Below are 17,509 nucleotides of genomic sequence, written 5' to 3'. Positions count from 1 at the left end.
CGCCCTCGTTCGGGGGCGGGCCCGACGCGTGGCGGCCCCGGTGGCCGCAGGCACGAACCAGCCGCCCCGGGCAGATGTACGTCGTCCCGGCGGAGACAGGCCTTCCCGGGCAGGCACAGGGCGCCCCAGGCATACACGAACCGATGGTTTCGGGCATGTACAGGTCATCCAGGGAAGATGTAGCTCGTTCCAGGCAGGTACGGGCATGAACCGGCCCCCACGGGGACGGACCACCCCCAAAGGTCACCAACGCATACCGTTCGGCGCCGTGTCCGAACCTTCCCCGCCCTCACGCGTCCCACTCCGTGAAGGGTGTGCGCGCAGCGGGGGGTACGGACGTGATGACCAGGATCCACCAGTCGGCGAGGCGGAGAACCGGTGCCGTGGCGGCGGTGCTCGTCCTCGCCGCGACCGCCTGCACCTCCGGTTCCGAGCCGCCGGCCGGCGCCGCGGATCCGGTCGAGGTGAGCATCACCCCCGAGGCCGGGGCCGAGGAGGTCGCGCCGAACACCCCCGTCCGCGTCAGTGCCGAGGGCGGCACCGTCACCGACGTGCGCGTGGAGCAGGTCGTGGTCGACGAGGCCGGCACGGTGGGCGACGAGGACGACGATCCCGCGCTCTACGAGGTCTCGGGAACGCTCGACGAGGACGGCGGGGCGTGGGTCGCCGACTGGGCCCTGCGGCCCGGCGCCGAGGTCGTCGTCACCGCCACCGTCGAGGACGGGTCCGGCGCGCGGAGCGAGGAGGTCGCCGAGTTCACGACCGCCCCGGCCGTCGCCGGGCAGCGCCTCGAACTGGTGCGGAACTTCCCCAACAGCGGCGAGACGGTCGGCGTGGGCATGCCGATCGTGGTCGAGTTCGACCTTCCGGTGACCAACAAGGCGCAGATCGAGAACGCCCTGGAGGTGGTCTCCGACCAGGGCGTCGAGGGCGCCTGGGGATGGCTCGACGGCGACCGGACGGTGGTCTTCCGGCCGGAGGAGTACTGGGAGCCCCACCAGAACGTCCGGGTCGACATGCACCTGGCCGGTGTGGAGGCCGCCGACGGCGTGTTCGGTGTCCGCAACTACAGCCTCGACTTCGAGATCGGAGCCGAGCGGATCCTGACGATGCACGTGCCCGACCACGAACTCGTCGTCACCACCGACGGCGAGGAGGAGCGCGTCATCCCCGTCAGCAACGGCCTCGCCAGTGAGCACTTCAACACCACGACCAGCGGCGTCCACGCCCTGATGGAGCGGCGGGAGACCGTGGAGATGGACTCCTCCACCACCGACAAACCGGACAACCTGCCCTCGTACAACACCACGGTCCAGTACGGGATCCGCGTCACCAACTCCGGCGAGTACCTGCACGAGGCGTCCTCGAACACCAACATCGGCATCGCGAACACGTCCAACGGCTGCACCAACCTGCGGATGGACGACGCGAGGTGGCTGTACGAGAACACCCTCATGGGCGACGTGCTGGAGACCACCGGCACCGACCGCGAGGTGGAGTGGAACAACGGCTGGGGCTACTGGCAGCGCTCCTGGGAGGAGTGGCAGGACCTGAGCGGCGCGGGCGGCTACGCCACGACCGGGGGAACCCCCGGGTCCGTGCACGGCGAGGGCCTGTGATCCCGGGGGCGGCCGTCGGCCGCCGCCGGGTCAGCCGCGTTCCCTGAGCAGCTCCAGGACCGGGCCGTACAGGCGGGACTTGATCGTCCCCAGGGTCGGGTGCGCCGCCTTGGCCGCCTGCGCGCCGGCGATCTCCACCGCGGTCGGGCGCACGTCGTCCTCGGGCACGGCGTGGTCGACGATCCCGGCGGCGAGCGCGTCGTCGCCGCCGTAGCGGCGGGCGGTGGTCATCGCCACGTGCGCGACCTGCGGGGCCAGTCGTGCCTGGATGAGCGCGGACATGCCGGGCGTGAACGGGATGTTGATGTCTGCCTCGGGCAGGCACCAGAAGCCGCGGTCGGCGCGCATGACGCGGACGTCGTGGGCCAGGGAGAGCATCGCACCGGCGGCGAAGGCGTGCCCCTGGACGGCCGACACCGTGAAGACCGGCAGGGACAGCATCCGTGCCAGGAGGTCCTGGACCCGCGCGACGTAGTCCGGGTGCTCCTCGGGGTGGGCGAACAGCCAGTCGAGGTCCAGTCCGTTGGAGTAGAACTTGCCGGTCGCGGTGGTCACCAGGGCGCGCGGGCCCTCGGCCTTCTCGACCTCGTCCAGGGCCGCGTCGACCCCGGTGAGCCAGTCGGGGTGCAGGCGGTTCTCACCGTCACCGAGGTCGAGGACGAAGACGTCGTCGTGGCGGTCAAGGGTGGGCATGCGGCTCCTCAGGGGGTGACGTCGGCCACTACTGATAAGTAACCTACACCGCCGCTGTCCGACGGCACGGAGAGCCCTGAGGGCTGCCGTCGCGCACCCGGATACCGGACGACCGGAGCCGGGGCACCTGACACGCGCTGCCGCACGCGACCTGGCCGAACGCTCCGATGGGCCGCTCGGCCGGGATCTGACCGAGCGCTCCGGTGGCCCGGCCGGGCCCTTTCCCGTACGAGTCCAGCCGGGCGCTCCCTTACGAGAGCCGGCCGAACGCTCCGCCGCGGAACTCGGCCGGAACCCGGCCGAGCGCTCCGGTGGCCCGACCGGGCACACGCCCGCGAGACCCGGCCGACGGCTCCGGTGGCCCGGCCGGGCGGGGGGCGATCCTGGTGGGCGCCCGGCCGACGGTGTTCCCACGACCGGGCCCCGGCTCGGGCGACCCGGTCAGCTCCGGATCGGGGTGTGGCTGCGGGCGAGCAGGGCGTGGACCTCGCCCGAGGGGAAGCGGCGGTGTCCGCCGGGGGTGCGGAAGCTGGGCAGGCGGCCCTGGACCGCCCACCTGGACACGGTCTTGACGTCGACCCGGAAGAGGGCGGCCACCTCCGGTGACGTCAGCAGGTCGTCCTCGTCTTCGAGGGAGGCGCTGGAGTGCGCGGGGAAATCGGGGTTCGGGGGCACGTGAGGGTCCTTTCCTGGAAGGGCGGGGGCGGGGTCCCCGGGGGTTTCGCGGGTACGCGGTACGGCGGCGCTCACCGGCACACGCGCGACGGACCGGGCAGGTCGAGGTCGAACCACACGCCGGTGCGCCCGTCACCGGGGTGTTCCACGCCCCAGCGCGCGGCCTCCGTCGACACCACGCGCAGTCCGAGTCCGCCCGGTTCGTCCAGGTCGAGCGGCCGCACGTGCGGGCCGCCGACCGACTCCGGACGGGGGCCGTCGTCGACCATCCGCACCCGGATCCGGTCGGGCCACTCGTACACGCCGACGGTGACCGTCCCGCCCGGGTCGCCGCTCCGGCTGTGCAGCACGGCGTTCGCGAACAGCTCGGAGCCCATCCACACCGCCGGGGCCGCGGGCACCGGCAGGTCGGCGGTGAGGTCGTGCAGGTAGCGGCGGACCGCGCGGGCCTGGGACGGCAGGCCCGGCACGGTCAGCTCCAGGGCCACCGGCCGCCCGCCTTCGGGCAGGACCGGTGCGAGATCGCCGGGCGATCCCGGGCGTCCGATTCTGGCCTCGGTGAGGCTGATGTTCACGGACAGGGCGGGTCGAGTGTCCACGGCTGCTCCCGGTCGGCGTCAGGGCCACGACTGTGCACGGCCGCGGACATCCGGTCCGCACCCGTGGACTCCACGATCCCGCCGCGACGACCTCGGGGGAAGACGTTCGGTAGCGCTTCGGATACCTTCCGGAGTCACCGGAATCTTCCGGAATAGCTCCACGGCGGAGGTGCCGTGTGCTGTGCTAGACCTATGCCCCCTCACAAGCAAGCGCTCCTTCGCTACGGGCGGGAAGTGCAGCGTCTCCGCAACGAGGTGTCCTTGACACAGACGGCTCTGGCACGCCGCGTCAACAGCAGTAAATCCCAGATCTCGGACATCGAACGGGGAAAGGCGAACCCCTCGGCCCAGTTGCGTTCGGCGCTGGACGGGGCCATTGGATTCGGTCAACTGGAGCGTTTATGGGACGATCTCACCGGCGGCAGACGGCCGGCCTGGTTGGACGAGATCGCCACCGCCGTACAAGAAGCGGAAGCGGTGTACGAATACCAGGCCCTGGCCTTTCCGAGTTATCTTCAGACCGAGGGGTGCGCACGCGCGCTCATCCGGTCCGCACTCCCCTGGCTGCCGCCGGACGAGATCTCCGCCCGCGTGCGCGAGCGCATGGACCGGGCCCGCCATATGGACGAGTCCCTGCATCCGATGCTGTGGCTGGTCATCGACCGGTCATTGTTGAGCCGCAGGTACGGTGGTCCGCACGCCACGCGTGAACAACTCGCCCACATCGCAGCCCTGGCCGAACGGGAACGGCTCACACTACAGGTCGTCCCGACCGACCATCCGAAGCATCCTGGAAACTCCGGGTCGTTTCGAGTTCTCACGATGCGCGATGATCCCGACATCGCCTATGTGGAAAGCGCGGAAGAGGGCCGCGTTCTCACGAATTCGACATCCGTGGCACGACGACGCATGCTGTTCGCCGCCCTCCAGGGCGTGGCCCTGGATCCGGAATCGTCACTGCGGGCGATCCACGAAGAGATGAAGAGGATGGAATAGCGATGGCTGATGAATGGCACAAGTCGACGTACAGCGGCGGCAGCAACGACTGTGTCGAGGTCCGGGAGAAACCGGACGGCGCGGACGTCCGCGACACCCGCCACCGTGCGGCCGGCCACCTGTCGTTCTCGCCCGCCGAGTGGCGCGGCTTCGTCCGCGGGTTGCGGGGGGACGGGTCCCGCCTACAGTGACGGCATGGACGTGGTCGACACACTGCTGAGCGGGGTCAGGGGACGCGGTTCGGTCTTCGGGAAGTCGGTCCTGCGACCGCCGTGGTCACTCCGGTTCACCGACGCCCCCTACCTCACGCTGTGCACACCGCTGCGCGGCGCGGGCTGGATCGTACCGTCGACCGGAACCCCCCGGCGCGTCGCGACGGGCGAGGCGGCGATCGTCCGGGGGCCGGATCCCTTCTCCTTCACCGATGACCCGGCCGCGTCCGGCCCAGTCCCGTCACGGGAGGTGGGCGGTGCGTCCCCCGCGACCGTCCAGGAGGACCCCGGGGAGCTGTCCGGCCGCACCGTGCTGCTGGCGGGAGCCTACGACGTGCGCGCCGAGGTCCCCCACCACCTCCTGCGTGTCCTGCCCACGGTGCTCGTGGTCCCCGACAACGGCGACTGCGGCCCGCTGCGCGACTACCTGGAGGCGCAGATCGCCACCGGTGGTCCGGGTCGTCAGACCGTCCTGGACCGGATGCTGGACTGGCTGCTGGTGTGCGCGCTGCGCGACTGGTTCGACCGGCCCGAGGCCGAGCGGCCCCAGTGGTACGGGGCCCTGGGCGACGACGTGGTCGGCCCGGCGCTGCGGGCCCTGCACGACCGTCCGGCCGAGCCCTGGACCACGGCGTCACTGGCGGCCCGTGCGGGGGTCTCGCGCACGACGCTGGCCAAGCGGTTCACCGAGCTGGTCGGCGAGGGCCCGGTCACCTATCTCACGCGGTGGCGGATGACCCTGGCCGCCGACCTGTTGGCCCGGCCGGAGCTGACCGTCGCCGCCGTCGCCCGCCGGGTCGGCTACGCGGACGCCTTCGGGTTCAGCGCCGCCTTCAAGCGGGTGCGCGGGGTGAGCCCGACCGCCTTCCGCCAGGGGCTCGCCGCTGGGGAACCCGACAACACGCGGGCCCCGCGGGTGGAGGTCGCCGACCCGGTCGGTTGAAACCGGCCGTGGCCGCGGGGTCACGGACCCCAAGGAGAACGCGTGGCCGGTTCGGGTCCGGCACGGGCGGGTCAGGCACAGTGCCCCTGGGAAACGGGGCCACGACCGACCAGGCCAGACCCGACGGGTCGGGCACGGCCCCCTGGGCCGGACACCTCGGCCAGACACGGGCCCCGGGCCGGACACTGGCCCCGACCGACCGGGAGGCCCGTCCGGGTCACTGCTTCCAGGCGCCTCGGGCGTGCTCGTCCCGAAGGACGTCGGCGATGTCGCGCGGCTCCCGGCCCAGGGCTCGGCGCACTCCGTCGGCGACCACCGCGTCACCGCTGCTCCGGATCGCGTACAGGGCGTCGGACCACAGCTTGGCGTCCGCCGCGGAGACGCCCTCCGCGACCAGCGCGTCCTGGAAGGCGGTCTCGCTGACCGGCACGTAGCTCGTCTCGATCCCGGCGATCCGGCCGATCTCCCCCAGGAGTTCGGCCAGCCCGACCGCGCGCGGCCCCGTCAGTTCGTAGGTCGTGCCCGCGTGGCCGTCCTCGGTGAGGGCGGCGACCGCCACGGCCGCGATGTCCTCGGTGTCGACGAACGCCGCCCGGCCGTCCCCGGCGGGCAGCGCCAGCTCGCCCGCCACGATGGCGTCCCGGAAGTCGCCCTCGCTGAAGTTCTGCGCGAACCAGCTCGGCCGCAGGATCGTCCATTCCACCCCGGAATCGCGTACCGCGCGCTCGCCCGCCAGGTGGAGCTCGCTGGCGGTGGTGTCGGTCCCGAAGTAGCCGGGCACGTCCACACCGCGGGCGCTCAGCAGCACCAGGCGGCCGACTCCCGCGGCCACGGCGGCCTCGACCAGCGCCGGTGTGCGCGAGGGCGGCGCGTCCAGGGGCACGACGTACACCCCCGACACCCCCTCCAGGGCGGGCTTCCACGTGTCCGGATCGGCCCAGTCGAACCGGACCTCTCCCGAGCGCGATGCCGCCCTGACCTCGATGCCCTGCTCCCGCAGGCGGGCAGTAACCCTGCGGCCGGTCTTGCCGGTCGCTCCGATGACGAGTACTGGCGCGTTGTCCATACCGGAATCCTGGCGCGCGGCACGGCCCGGGGCCATGCGCCGGAGTCCGCCGCGCATAGGCGTGCGTACACCGGCGGCCCCGCGGCCGGGCGCGCGGTCAGGGCTCGATGACGTGGCGCAGGTACGTGCCGGGGTCGGACAGGTAGCGCCGCCAGTGGTCGACCATGTCCAGCTCGTCCCACCGCACCCGGCGGGCGCCGTGGTCGCCCACCTCGATGACGTCGGCGCCCGGGAGCGCCGCGAGCAGCGGACTGTGCGTGGCACAGATGATCTGGGATCCGGACTCGGCCAGGTCGTGCATCACCCCGACCAGGCGCAGGCACGACAGGAAGCTGAGCGCCGCCTCGGGTTCGTCCATCAGGTACAGGCCCGGCTTGTCGAACATGCTCCGGAGGATGATGAGGAAGCCCTCGCCGTGGCTGTGTTCGGCCAGGTCCTCCGGCCAGTAGCCGGGCAGCCCCGACACCGCTTCGGCGAGCCCGAAGGTCGTCTCGGCGCGGAGGAAGAACCCGGTCTGGGAGCGGCGTCCGAGCTGGCGCTGTCGGGCGGCGCGCCGGGACAGGTCCAGGCGCAGCCGCTGTCCCAGGACGCCCTTGGGACGGTTGTTGGCGTACTTGCGCCCGGCGCGGCCCCCGCGCCCGTCCAGCCCGTAGGCCTCGGCGATCCCCTCGACGAGGGTGGACTTGCCCGAGCCGTTCTCGCCGACCAGGAAGGTGATGGGGGCGCGGAACTCCAGCGGGTCGGAGAGCAGTCGGCCCACGGACGGGACCGAGTAGGGCCACTCGGTGGGGTCCACGGGTTCGAGACCCTCGGGAATGTCGATGCCTTCGACGAACACGCCGCCTACCTCCGTCGTTCGGTGCGCGGGCGAAGCTACCGCACGGCACGGACATCCCTGGGACGGGCGCCGTGCTCATCGCGTCCGCGGCCGCGTTCACCGGGGCCGGCCACCGGTCCCTTCCATGGGTGCCCGGCCCCGGCGGGCCCGGCTCCCCGGCACTGACACGGCGGAAACTGTCAAGACTCGACAGTCGGCCCGCCACGCCGCTCCACAATGAGATCAACTTGATACTTTCCGTAGTCATCGGCGCCTCATCCGCCCGAGTCCGTGGCGAAGCGCCGACCTTGAGAAGTTCGAGAACGGAGAACATCGAGATGACGTTCAAGCAGGGCGACCGCGTGGAGTTCCGTAGCAGCCGTCACGACGACGAGGTCCGCACCGGCCGGATCCAGGCGGTGCGGGGCAAGGGCAACGGTGCGCAGTTCACGATCACCGATGACGAGGACCAGCAGTCCGTCAACGTCCTCAGCCACCAGATCCAGCAGAAGCTCTAGGCGGAACACGCTCTAGGCGGCCGCATGCTGTGAGGGGCGCACGACCCTGCCGTCGGGCGCCCCTCGTCGCACTCCCGGCACGCGGACCGGCTTCCGCTCGATTCGTGGCCGAACGACCGGTACCCGCCTCCGCGCGTTCGGCGCCTCCCCTCGTCCACACCGCACGACACCGTCGAAGATCCGCGGTTCTCTCGCGCCAGAGTGGATTTCACGAGGTCGAAGGGGTTGGCTGACCTCGACGCTCCCGACGAGTGAGCGCATCCGAGGAACGAGCGACCAGGACGTGGACGACGACGGCGCACAGTCCAGGACCAGGGGACCGACGCGTTCGGTCCCGCCGACCGATGCCCCCCGAGCGGGCGCGTTCCCCCGCGGCACCCGCAGCGCCCGCTCCGCGACACCCCACATGAGTTCAGTCGAGGAGTCACTGGAGAACATGCCGGGAACACGCGCAGACCAGACCGATACGCCACGGGCCACGCCTCCTCGGGCCACACCTCCTCGAGTCGCGCCTCCCCGGGCCGGTCTCGGAATCCTGGAGTCGGAACGCCTCCGCTGGGCGGAGTGGACCGTCTCCTGCCTGGACAACCGGGGTCGCGCGCGGCCAGGGCACGAGGAACTCGTCGCCCTGGCGTCCTGCCTGGAACCCCGGTCGCTCCGACGCGGTGATCTCGCCTTCGGGGAGGGCGACCGGGAGGCGGCGGTGTGGATCGTGCGTTCGGGACGGCTCGAACTGGCCGTCAAGGAGCAGGAGCGACCCGTGATCCTGCAGATCCTCCGGGCGGGAGGCATCGAGGGTGACGTCCAGTTGCTGCTGGGGATCCCCTTCACCTACCGCGCGCGGGCACTGGAGGACTCGGAGTGCCTGACCCTGACGGCGGACGCCTTCGATGGGCTCCTGACGGAGCACCCCGCGATCGCGCGGCTGTGGATGTCGGGCATGGCCGAGCGCCTGTCGCTGTCCTACGACCGCGTCGTGGGCATGCTCAGCCGCTCGCTGAGCCAGCAGAGCGCACGGCTCCTCCTGGACGAGTCCCAGGCCGGAGCGGTCGAGGTACCGCAGCAGACGCTGTCGGAGATGCTCGGCGTCTGTCGGCCCTCCCTGAACAAGGTGCTCAAGGAGTTCGAGCGGCTCGGGCTGATCCGGTTGCGCTACGGCGCCGTGGACATCCTCGACCACTACGGACTCGCCCAGAGGGCCGACTGACGGCGTGCGCCGACCGGTCTACGGTGCCCGCTGGTGCCGACAGGGCGGCAGACGCCGGGGCCAGTGCCGGGGCCGACCGGGCGGCCGGGGCCGGGGCCAGTGCCGGGGCAGCCAGGCGGCCGGTGCCGCCAGGCGGCGGGCGCCGAGGGGGCCGGTGCCGCTAGCGTTCCGTGCTGACACCGGTACCACTACCGACGGCGGTCCCGGAGTCCGACGGGTCAGGGCGTGCGTGCGGTGAGGACTCCCCGCACGACGCGGTGGGCGTCGCGGCCGACTCCGCGCAGGCTGGCCGAGGAGTAGCTGCGCTGGAACTCCAGCCCCACGTACCCCAGTCCCGGGACGGTGGTGGAGACACCGCCGGAGTGCAGGGGGCGGCCGTCGGCGTCCAGGGCCCCGGTGCCGTCCAGGAAGTCCAGTGCGGGCCGGTAGCCGGTGGCCAGCAGCACCGTGTCGACCGGTTCCGTGCTCCCGTCGGCCCACTCGACGCGGTCTCCGCGCAGGCGGGTGAAGAGCGGTCGGCGGTCCGGGTTGCCGGTGGCGAACGCCGCGCGGAAGCGGCCGTCGTCGATGACCGGTGTCCGCACCCGCTCCCACCACCGGCCGACCGGGGCGGAGTCCACGCCGGTGACGGCGCCCCACCAGTGGACGTCGCGGCCCAGGGGGCGCTGGTCCACCCAGGCGATCGGGGCGCGGCTGGCGAGGCTCACCCGGGCCACCCGCGCCAGTTCGGCGGCGATCTCCACCCCGGAGTTCCCAGCGCCCACGACCACGATCCGCTGCCCGCGGAAGGGCTCGGGGACCCGGTACTCGGACGAGTGGAGCACCGTGCCGGTGAACCCGTCCAGGCCCGGCAGCGGCGGCCGCTGCGGACGGGTGAAGGTCCCCGAGGCCGCGACGAGCGCGCGTGCGCTCCGCCGGACGCCGTCGGCCGTGGTGACGGTGAAGCCGCGTCCGTCGCGTTCGACGGCGGTCACCTTCTGTCCGAAGCGGAAGTCGGCGTCCAGCTGCTCGGCGTAGTCGCGCAGGTAGGCCGTGACCTCGTCCCGGTGCGGATAGGTCGCTTCGCCGCCGGGCATCGCCCGACCCGGAAGCGAGGCGTGGGGGGAGGGCGAGAACAGGGTCAGGCTCTCGTAGTAGTGCGGCCACGACCCCCCGGCCGTGTCCGCGGCCTCCAGGACCAGCGGCCGGACGCGGTGGCGGTTGGCGGCCTCCACGGTGGCCAGTCCGGCCTCTCCGGCACCGATGACGACCACGGGGGACTCGGACATGGGGATCCTCTTCCTGCGGCTCGGGAGTGCCGGGAAGGAAGGTACCAAGGCGCGCCGGGGCGGTGCCCGCCGAGGTGGGACCGGCGCAGGCCGGAGGCCGCGGCTACCAGGTGCCCCGGCCGTGGCGCCACGGGGACGGCAGCGGCCCTCCGTTCTTGATGTGCGTGTCCAGCGCCGTCAGCAGCCGGTCGGCCTCCCGGATGACCCGGTGCGCCTCCCCCGCGTTGCGCGGACGCACGCGCAGCATCTCGGACAGGGCGTCGTACAGCGCGTCCGACGTCGGGTACTCCGCGGCGCCCCTCATCGGCAGGCGCCCACCGTCCGACGGTCTCCGGTCGGGTGTCGAGCGCGGGCGCAGCAGTCCCGCCAGCTCGTCGAGAGTCACCCCGTGATCGGAGGAGTCGTCCGTCATGCAGCCTCATCTCAGCGGCTCGCGTGGTCGGCTCGACGTTAGGCCTGGTCACCCTTGGTGACGCACAGCGGAGTGAAGGTAAAAGACCCGCAGGAACCTGCGGGTCAGGCCACTCCGGCGCGCTGGGCGAGCGGGCGCAGCTCCGGCGTGGACGGCCGGTGCTCGCGGCGCATCAGCTCCTGGAGCACGCGCCCGGTCGACGGGTCGTGCCGGACCAGTTCCGGGGCGATCCGCTCGGCGTCCAGCAGGGTGTTCACCGCCGCGGCGTCCTGTCGCGTCTGCGTGTAGGCGCGGGCCACGTCCAGGCACACCTGGGCACGGCGCCCGACCAGTCCCGCGGGCAGCGAGTCCACGTCCAGCGCCTCCCCCGCCGCGACCGCCGCGCGCGCGTCGCCCACCTTGGCCCGGGTCGAGATCGTGTGGATGGCCACGTTGGTCGGGCCGAACGCGGTTCCGTGCAGGTTCATGTCGCGGCCCAGACGGTCGGCCGCGCGCTGTGCCTGGCGCAGCAGCCGGGGCACCGCCGCCTTGTCGAACTCGGCCGCGGCGGCGGTCGCCGCGGCCAGGTGGAGGCCGCCGTACACGCTCAGCTCCTCGGCGGTCCCCGGGCGCATCTGCCGCTCCAGGACGGCCGCGGCGGCCATGGCCAGGTCGGCGGCGGCCGCGGGCCTGCCCCGGGAGACGAACACGTAGGCGAGCCGGTAGGCGCCCACCGCCGAGAGCAGGGTCTGGTCCGCCCACTCGGCGGCGGACATCGCCCGGTCGGCCGCCTGCCAGGCGAGGTCCTTCTGGCCCACCCGGCGGAGCACGGCCGCGGTGGTGTTGTAGACCATCGCGCGCACCGAGCACACCGCCGGGCGGTCGGCGCCCCGCCGGTGCGCGGCGGCCTCCACGTCCCGGATCAGGCGCGGGAGCCGGCGGCCCACCTCGCCGTAGCGGGTCGCCTGGTAGGCGGCGTGCGCGCGGTGGGCCTCGGCGCGCAGGCGCGGGAGGTCGACGGGGCCGTCGGACACCTCGGGGTAGCGCATCATCGCGCGCTCGATCTCCGCCGCCGCCGTGTAGCGGGGCGCGGGGACGTGGTGGTCGGTTCCGGTCAGTTCGGTGAGGGGCAGCCGGAGGACGTCGGCGAGCCGGGTCAGCACGTCGTGGGAGTCGACGGTGAGGATGCCGCGTTCCACCTGCGAGAGCCAGGATTCGGAGCGGCCCACCAGCCCCGCGAGAACGGCCTGTGAGTAGCCGCGCCGTGTGCGGTTGCGGCGGATGATCTGGCCCCTGGCGGCAGCGTCCACGCCGGGCCTCCCGTCTAGAGGGTGCGAACGGTGGAAAGGACCCGCTCCCACGCGGGCATGCGGGACTCGTAGGGCGCCTGGTCGTCGTAGAGGAGTGTGACCGAGGGCAGGGAGCGGAGGGTGTCGAGGGAGCGGGCGAAGGCCGGGTGGCTCGCGAGCTGGGGTTTGCAGTGGGGGACCACGACGGTGGGGACCGCGTAGCCGACCATCTCGCAGAGCAGGCCGATCGCGAAGTTGTCGGCGTGGCCGTCGGCGAACTTGTTCGTCGAGTTGAAGGTGAGCGGGCAGGCGACCACGAGGTCCGCCGGGGGTAAGGGTCTGCCGGTGCCCGGATGTCTGTACTCGACACGCACCGGAGCACCGGTGAGGGCCGCCAGCTCGTCGGCGTCGTGGAAGCGCTGCCCCGTGGGGGTGGACAGGCACCGCACGGTCCAGTCGTCGGCCTGGAGCAGCCGGACGAGCGCGGGGAGGCCCTCGGGAGCGGGCGCACCGGACATGACGAGATAGAGGGTTTTCGCCATGCCGCGAGTGTAGCCCCGGATGTCCGGTGTGCGTGGTGCTTCGCATGAGTCGGATGAGGCTGGGGAGGCATCTCTGACCTGGGACGAAGCCGATGCGGAGCCCGTTCCGCCCCGCCGCCGACGGGGGCCGGGGCATGATGGACCCGCCCGCCCCCGCGCAGAGAGCGAGATCCCCGTGGACGTCAACGGCCTGACCGCCGAGGTGGAGCAGGTGTCGCGCCGCTACGCGGCCCGTTTCGGCATCGAACGGAACGCCGACTGGTTCGTCCTCAAACTCCACGAGGAGATGGGCGAGCTCACCCAGGCGTTCCTCGCCCTGGACGGCCGGGGCCGGGCCAAGGGGCTCGACGACCGGGAGCGGTCCGCGCGGTTCCGGGCGGAGCTGGCGGACGTGTTCTGCCACGTGCTCCTGCTGGCCGACCACCACGGCGTCGACCTCACCGCCGAGGTGCGCGCCAAGTGGCTGGACCGCTGGGGCGCGGGCGCGGGCGTGCCCCGGGACGCGGTCGGCGGCGCACCTGACGGATCGGGCGGCGGTCCGGTCGATGGCCCGGGCGACGGCCTGGGTGGCGAATCGAGTGGTGGGCCCGGCGGCGGATCGGCCCAGGGTTCGGTCGGCGGCGTTCAGTAGCGTCAGCTGTTGGATCCCTCGACCACGCCCGCCCGTTCGTGCGCGTCGCGCGGCGCCGGGAAGGGCTCGTCGTACCGCGATCCTAGGAATCAGCGGTGACGGAATCCGGTCGCGGGACCGGGTCGGGCAGGTCCTGCACACCGGCGGCCTCGGGGGCGACGGTGTCGTCGCGGCGGCGTTCGAGGACGACGACGTCCCTCCACTCCCCGCGGTGCCGGACGAGCCTCTCGCGCACGGCGAGAGTGCGGTAGCCCGATGCGTGCAGCAGAGAGAGCGCGGCCTTGTCCTCGGGTAGGACCGAGGCTTGCAGGGTCCACAGTCCGGCCAGGTCGGCCTCGACCACCAGCGTGCGCGCGAGCGCCTTGCCGACGCCCCGGCCGCGCTCGCCCCGGGCCACGTGGACCCTGGTCTCGGCCACGCCCGCGTAGGCGCTGAGCCGGGAGACGGGCCAGGCGGCGGCCCAGCCCACGACCGTCCCGTCGCGCTCGGCCGCCCACGCGTGCCCGTCGAGCCAGCCGGTGTCCAGGTCGGCCCCCTCGCCGAGGATGTCCCCGGCCTCGGCGCCGGCCGCGTGCAGGTGGCGGACGGCGGGCAGGTCCGCGTCGGTCAGGGCGCGCACGGTGACGTCCTCGGGGACCTCGGTGGGGCAGCAGGGGCGCGCCGCCAGCATGCCCATGACCGCGTCGGCGGCGTGCGGCAGGCCGGTGCAGCAGGCGGCGTTGACGGCGACCCGGGTGGACGTGCCGACGCGGGAGGTGGTCACGAACCCCACCTCGGCGAGTTTGCGCAGGTGATGGGAGACGGTGGGCTGCCGCACTCCCACGGCCTCGGCGAGCTGCCCGACGCTCACGGCGCCCGGATACGTGGCGATGGCGTGCAGCAGGCGGACCCGTGTGGGCTCGGCCAGGCACGCGAACCACGCGGCGTAGGTCTCGGCGTCCTCGGTCGGCAGCAGCTCCGCGCTGTGTTCGTGCGTGACGGTCATGTTCCCAGTATCGACGACGATCTATGGTTGCGTCCATCGATGTTCGTCTATAGAGTCCCGTTTCATAGACATGCATCGATGAAAGGAAGCGTCATGACCGAGGCACACCCCGTCGTCGTGATCGGTGCCGGGCCTTCGGGCCTGGCCGCGGCCGCCGAACTGGTCCAGCGCGGCGTCCCCGTCCAGGTCCTGGAGCGGGGCGCCACCGCCGGTGCCGCGATCGCCGAATGGGGGCACGTCCGCCTGTTCTCCTCCTGGCGCGACCTCGTCGCCCCGGCCGCGGAGAAGCTGCTCGCCGCCACCGGCTGGCGGCGCCCGGACGACGACGGCTACCCCATCGGCCGTGAGTGGGTCGACGCCTATCTGGCCCCGCTGGCCGCCGCCCTCGGCGGGCGGGTCCGCTACGGCGCCGAGGTCACCGGCGTCAGCCGCCTGGGCCGGGACCGGGTCGTGGACGCCGCACGCGACGAGCAGCCCTTCACCGTCCGGGTCCGCACCGAACGGGGCGAGGAGCGCCTGCTGGCGCGTGCCGTGGTCGACGCCTCCGGCACCTGGGGCTCGCCCAACCCCCTGGGCGGCGACGGCCTGCCCGCCCTCGGCGAGCGCGACGCCGCGTGGGCCGACCACGTGTCCTACCGCGTGCCCGACACCGCCGACCCCGCCGTCCGGGCCCGCTACGCCGGACGCCGCACGGCCGTCGTCGGCAGTGGCCACTCCGCGCTCACCGCCCTGGTGTCGCTGTCCGGACTCGCCGCGGACGACCCAAGCACCCGCGTCGTGTGGGTACTGCGGCGCGGAGAGGCCGGGGACGCGTTCGGCGGCGGTGCCAACGACCAGCTCGCCGCCCGCGGTGCCCTGGGCACGCGCGCCAGGAAGGCGGTCGAGGCCGGGTACGTCGAGACGGTGACGGGCTTCCGCACCGCCGAGATCCGCGCGGGAGGCGCGGGGGCCGTGGAGAGCGCGGAAGGCGCCGAGAGCGCTGTGGGAGCAGTGGGGGCAGTGGGCGCGGAAGACGCCGAGAGCCCGAAGAAAGCGGTCGCCGGGGAGAGCCGGAAGGCCACGGCGGGCAGGCAGGGCGCGGGGGCCGCCGAAGGCGCCGCAGACCCGACGGACGTGACGGGCGGCACCCTGGTGCTGGTCGACGGCGACGGCCGCGCCCTGGCACCGGTCGACGAGGTGGTCGTCCTCACCGGCTTCCGCCCGGACCTGTCCTTCCTCTCCGAGATCCGGCTCGGCCTGGACGCCACGCTCCAGGCACCGGTCGCGCTGGCCCCGCTCATCGACCCCAACGTCCACTCCTGTGGCACCGTCTACCCCCACGGCGCCGCAGAACTGGCCCAGCCGGAGTCCGGGTTCTACCTGGCGGGGATGAAGTCCTACGGCCGCGCGCCCACGTTCCTCGCGCTCACCGGATACGAGCAGGTGCGCAGCATCGCCGCCGCGCTGGACGGGGACCACGAGTCCGCCGCCCGGGTGGAGCTCACCCTGCCCGAGACCGGAGTCTGCAAGGGCAGCGGTCTGACCGATCCGGACGACGCGGCGGAGGCCGCCGACGAGGGCGGCTGCTGCGGGGCACCCGGCCCCGCGACCGTCGACCTGGTCTCCGGTTCCGCCGCCACCCCGTGAGCCGACCCGCCTCTCCCGCCGGGACTCGCATGCGCGAACCCCGGCGGGCCCCGGGGCGGGGTCGGTCAGGGCCGCGCTCTGCGTCACTGGCACGACCGGCCACGGCGCGCTCAACGGCCTGCTGCACACCGCTCATGCTGGCGACCGCGCTGGCGCCCTGGGCTGCCCCGCCAGCGGAGCACTGCTCGCTCCGGCGGCCCGTACCGAACCGACACGCGACAAGCACACCCGTGGAACACGTACCGCTGATGGTGGTCGACGCAGGCCAGGCGGGCCCGGCCACCGCCGAGTCAGCGCGCCCGGCCCGTGCCCAGGTCCTCGGCGATGCGGGCGACGGCGGCCTTGGCGGTACGCCCGGCCCCGATCAGCGTGGCGGAGGCGGCCCCCGTCCAGTCGCCGTAGCCCAGCAGGTGCAGGCGCGGCTCCCGTAGGGACCGCGAACCGTCGAGCGGGATCCGCCCCTCGGCGTCGAACGGCTCCAGCGGCGCCAGGTGCTCCAGCGCCGGGCGGAATCCGGTACACCACACGATCGCGTCCGCCGCCATCGTGCTCCCGTCGGCCCAGGCGAGGCCCGTCCGGGTCAGCCGCTCGGCCATCGGCTGCGCTTTGAGGACGTCCCGGTCGCGCGCCTCGCGCACGCTCGGCACCACCACGATGTCGCCGAGGGCGCCGACACCCCCGTCCGTACCGCCGAGCGTGCGCCGCGTGGCCACGTCGAACAGGACCCGCCCGTCGACGTCGTCGGGCATCAGGCGCGGCGGGCGCCGGGTGAGCCAGGCGGTGTGCGCGACCTCGGAGAGCTCGGTCAGGATCTGCGCCGCCGAGTTGCCTCCGCCGACCACCACGACCCGCTGACCGGCGAACTCCTCCGGGCTCCGGTAGTCGACCGTGTGGAGCTGCCGACCCTCGAACAGGTCGCGCCCGGGCACCTCGGGGACGTACGGACGGCGCCAGGTCCCCGTCGCGCTGACCACGTGCCGCGCCCGCCACGTCCCGGCGGTCGTGGCCACCGCCAGCGCGTCGCCGGCGCGGCGGACCTCCGTCACGGCGACCGGCCGACGCACCGGCAGGTCGTACCGGCGCTCGTACTCGGCCAGGTAGTCGGTCACGTGCCGTGCCGAGGGGTACTCGTGCCCGGGTTCCTCCGGCATCCACCAGCCGGGCAGAGGGCTGTGCGCGGCCGGGGAGAACAGCCGCAACGAGTCCCAGTAGTCGCCCCAGGCCCCGCCAGGTGACTCGCGGTCGTCGAGGATGACGAACCGTGCCTTGGCGCGCCGGAGGAAGTACCCGGCCGCCAGTCCCGCCTGGCCGCCTCCGACCACCACGACGTCCGTCTCGGCGTGCGTCCCGGTGTCCGCGGATGCGCCCACGTGTCCTCCTCGCGGTGACGGTCGACAGTCACATGACCGATGCTGCGGCGACGGCCGCCTCC

At 73.2% G+C, this 17,509-nt stretch carries 19 protein-coding genes; 8 read left to right on the top strand and 11 right to left on the bottom strand.

Annotated features, from left to right (window positions below; translation table 11 throughout):
- The first annotated feature begins 341 nt into the window (after positions 1-341).
- Positions 342-1,619, top strand: a complete 1,278-nt coding sequence (locus tag ADL05_RS17820) for an Ig-like domain-containing protein (protein WP_053618091.1) — start codon at positions 342-344, stop codon at positions 1,617-1,619.
- Between the two features lie 30 nt (positions 1,620-1,649).
- Here the strand turns inward: ADL05_RS17820 and ADL05_RS17815 are convergent, their stop codons facing one another.
- The 3 genes from ADL05_RS17815 to ADL05_RS17805 all read right to left on the bottom strand — a co-directional run bounded on the left by ADL05_RS17815 (position 1,650) and on the right by ADL05_RS17805 (position 3,586).
- Entirely contained in the window at positions 1,650-2,312 is a 663-nt protein-coding gene (locus ADL05_RS17815) for an enoyl-CoA hydratase/isomerase family protein (RefSeq protein WP_053618090.1), read from the bottom strand.
- A 441-nt stretch (positions 2,313-2,753) separates the two neighbouring features.
- Positions 2,754-2,987, bottom strand: coding sequence for a BldC family transcriptional regulator (locus ADL05_RS17810; RefSeq protein ID WP_053618089.1), 234 nt, complete (start codon positions 2,985-2,987; stop codon positions 2,754-2,756).
- Between the two features lie 71 nt (positions 2,988-3,058).
- On the bottom strand, positions 3,059-3,586 hold the full coding sequence (locus ADL05_RS17805; protein WP_053618088.1) for an ATP-binding protein: 528 nt from the start codon (positions 3,584-3,586) through the stop codon (positions 3,059-3,061).
- A 192-nt stretch (positions 3,587-3,778) separates the two neighbouring features.
- Between ADL05_RS17805 and ADL05_RS17800 the strand changes: the two genes are divergently transcribed.
- From ADL05_RS17800 to ADL05_RS17790, 3 genes are read left to right on the top strand one after another with little or no spacing between them, the layout of a single operon-like run.
- Positions 3,779-4,582, top strand: a complete 804-nt coding sequence (locus ADL05_RS17800; RefSeq protein ID WP_053618087.1) for a helix-turn-helix transcriptional regulator — start codon at positions 3,779-3,781, stop codon at positions 4,580-4,582.
- Positions 4,583-4,584: 2 nt separating this feature from the next.
- Entirely contained in the window at positions 4,585-4,773 is a 189-nt protein-coding gene (locus ADL05_RS17795) for a DUF397 domain-containing protein (RefSeq protein WP_053618086.1), read from the top strand.
- A gap of 4 nt (positions 4,774-4,777) precedes the next feature.
- Positions 4,778-5,737: an AraC family transcriptional regulator gene (locus tag ADL05_RS17790; protein WP_053618085.1), complete on the top strand. Its 960-nt coding sequence runs from the start codon at positions 4,778-4,780 to the stop codon at positions 5,735-5,737.
- Positions 5,738-5,954: 217 nt separating this feature from the next.
- Here the strand turns inward: ADL05_RS17790 and ADL05_RS17785 are convergent, their stop codons facing one another.
- Positions 5,955-6,803 carry an NAD(P)H-binding protein gene (locus tag ADL05_RS17785; protein ID WP_053618084.1) on the bottom strand — a complete coding sequence of 283 codons (849 nt, stop codon included), beginning with the start codon at positions 6,801-6,803 and terminating at the stop codon, positions 5,955-5,957.
- Between the two features lie 97 nt (positions 6,804-6,900).
- On the bottom strand, positions 6,901-7,641 hold the full coding sequence (locus ADL05_RS17780; protein WP_053618083.1) for an AAA family ATPase: 741 nt from the start codon (positions 7,639-7,641) through the stop codon (positions 6,901-6,903).
- Positions 7,642-7,958: 317 nt separating this feature from the next.
- Between ADL05_RS17780 and ADL05_RS17775 the strand changes: the two genes are divergently transcribed.
- Together ADL05_RS17775 and ADL05_RS17770 are read left to right on the top strand one after the other, a co-directional pair.
- A complete protein-coding gene (locus tag ADL05_RS17775; RefSeq protein ID WP_053618082.1) occupies positions 7,959-8,138 on the top strand; it encodes a DUF1918 domain-containing protein in 180 nt (59 codons plus the stop codon).
- Between the two features lie 406 nt (positions 8,139-8,544).
- Positions 8,545-9,345: a Crp/Fnr family transcriptional regulator gene (locus tag ADL05_RS17770; RefSeq protein ID WP_231640795.1), complete on the top strand. Its 801-nt coding sequence runs from the start codon at positions 8,545-8,547 to the stop codon at positions 9,343-9,345.
- A 218-nt stretch (positions 9,346-9,563) separates the two neighbouring features.
- Here ADL05_RS17770 and ADL05_RS17765 read toward each other — a convergent pair whose 3' ends face one another.
- The 4 genes from ADL05_RS17765 to ADL05_RS17750 all read right to left on the bottom strand — a co-directional run bounded on the left by ADL05_RS17765 (position 9,564) and on the right by ADL05_RS17750 (position 12,835).
- Entirely contained in the window at positions 9,564-10,613 is a 1,050-nt protein-coding gene (locus tag ADL05_RS17765) for an NAD(P)/FAD-dependent oxidoreductase (RefSeq protein ID WP_053618081.1), read from the bottom strand.
- Between the two features lie 103 nt (positions 10,614-10,716).
- The gene (locus ADL05_RS17760) at positions 10,717-11,025 is read right to left on the bottom strand and encodes a hypothetical protein (protein ID WP_231640794.1); all 309 of its coding nucleotides are present in this window, start codon (positions 11,023-11,025) and stop codon (positions 10,717-10,719) included.
- A 104-nt stretch (positions 11,026-11,129) separates the two neighbouring features.
- Positions 11,130-12,314 (bottom strand): helix-turn-helix domain-containing protein, encoded by a 1,185-nt coding sequence (locus tag ADL05_RS17755; RefSeq protein WP_053618080.1) that lies wholly within the window; start codon positions 12,312-12,314, stop codon positions 11,130-11,132.
- Positions 12,315-12,328: 14 nt separating this feature from the next.
- Positions 12,329-12,835 (bottom strand): flavoprotein, encoded by a 507-nt coding sequence (locus tag ADL05_RS17750; protein WP_053618079.1) that lies wholly within the window; start codon positions 12,833-12,835, stop codon positions 12,329-12,331.
- A gap of 175 nt (positions 12,836-13,010) precedes the next feature.
- Here ADL05_RS17750 and ADL05_RS17745 point away from each other — a divergent pair, with 175 nt between their 5' ends.
- The gene (locus ADL05_RS17745; RefSeq protein WP_197285836.1) at positions 13,011-13,466 is read left to right on the top strand and encodes a hypothetical protein; all 456 of its coding nucleotides are present in this window, start codon (positions 13,011-13,013) and stop codon (positions 13,464-13,466) included.
- A gap of 82 nt (positions 13,467-13,548) precedes the next feature.
- Here ADL05_RS17745 and ADL05_RS17740 read toward each other — a convergent pair whose 3' ends face one another.
- Positions 13,549-14,451 (bottom strand): metalloregulator ArsR/SmtB family transcription factor, encoded by a 903-nt coding sequence (locus ADL05_RS17740; RefSeq protein WP_053618078.1) that lies wholly within the window; start codon positions 14,449-14,451, stop codon positions 13,549-13,551.
- 93 nt (positions 14,452-14,544) lie between these two features.
- Here ADL05_RS17740 and ADL05_RS17735 point away from each other — a divergent pair, with 93 nt between their 5' ends.
- Positions 14,545-16,077: an NAD(P)-binding domain-containing protein gene (locus ADL05_RS17735; protein ID WP_053618077.1), complete on the top strand. Its 1,533-nt coding sequence runs from the start codon at positions 14,545-14,547 to the stop codon at positions 16,075-16,077.
- 290 nt (positions 16,078-16,367) lie between these two features.
- Here the strand turns inward: ADL05_RS17735 and ADL05_RS17730 are convergent, their stop codons facing one another.
- Entirely contained in the window at positions 16,368-17,447 is a 1,080-nt protein-coding gene (locus ADL05_RS17730) for an ArsO family NAD(P)H-dependent flavin-containing monooxygenase (protein WP_053618076.1), read from the bottom strand.
- Positions 17,448-17,509: the final 62 nt, after the last annotated feature.

The sequence above is a fragment of the Nocardiopsis sp. NRRL B-16309 genome, assembly GCF_001279585.1.
Classification (GTDB): Bacteria; Actinomycetota; Actinomycetes; order Streptosporangiales; family Streptosporangiaceae; genus Nocardiopsis.
Note: the sequence above shows the minus strand (reverse complement) of the source record. Positions and strands in the feature narration are given on the sequence as shown.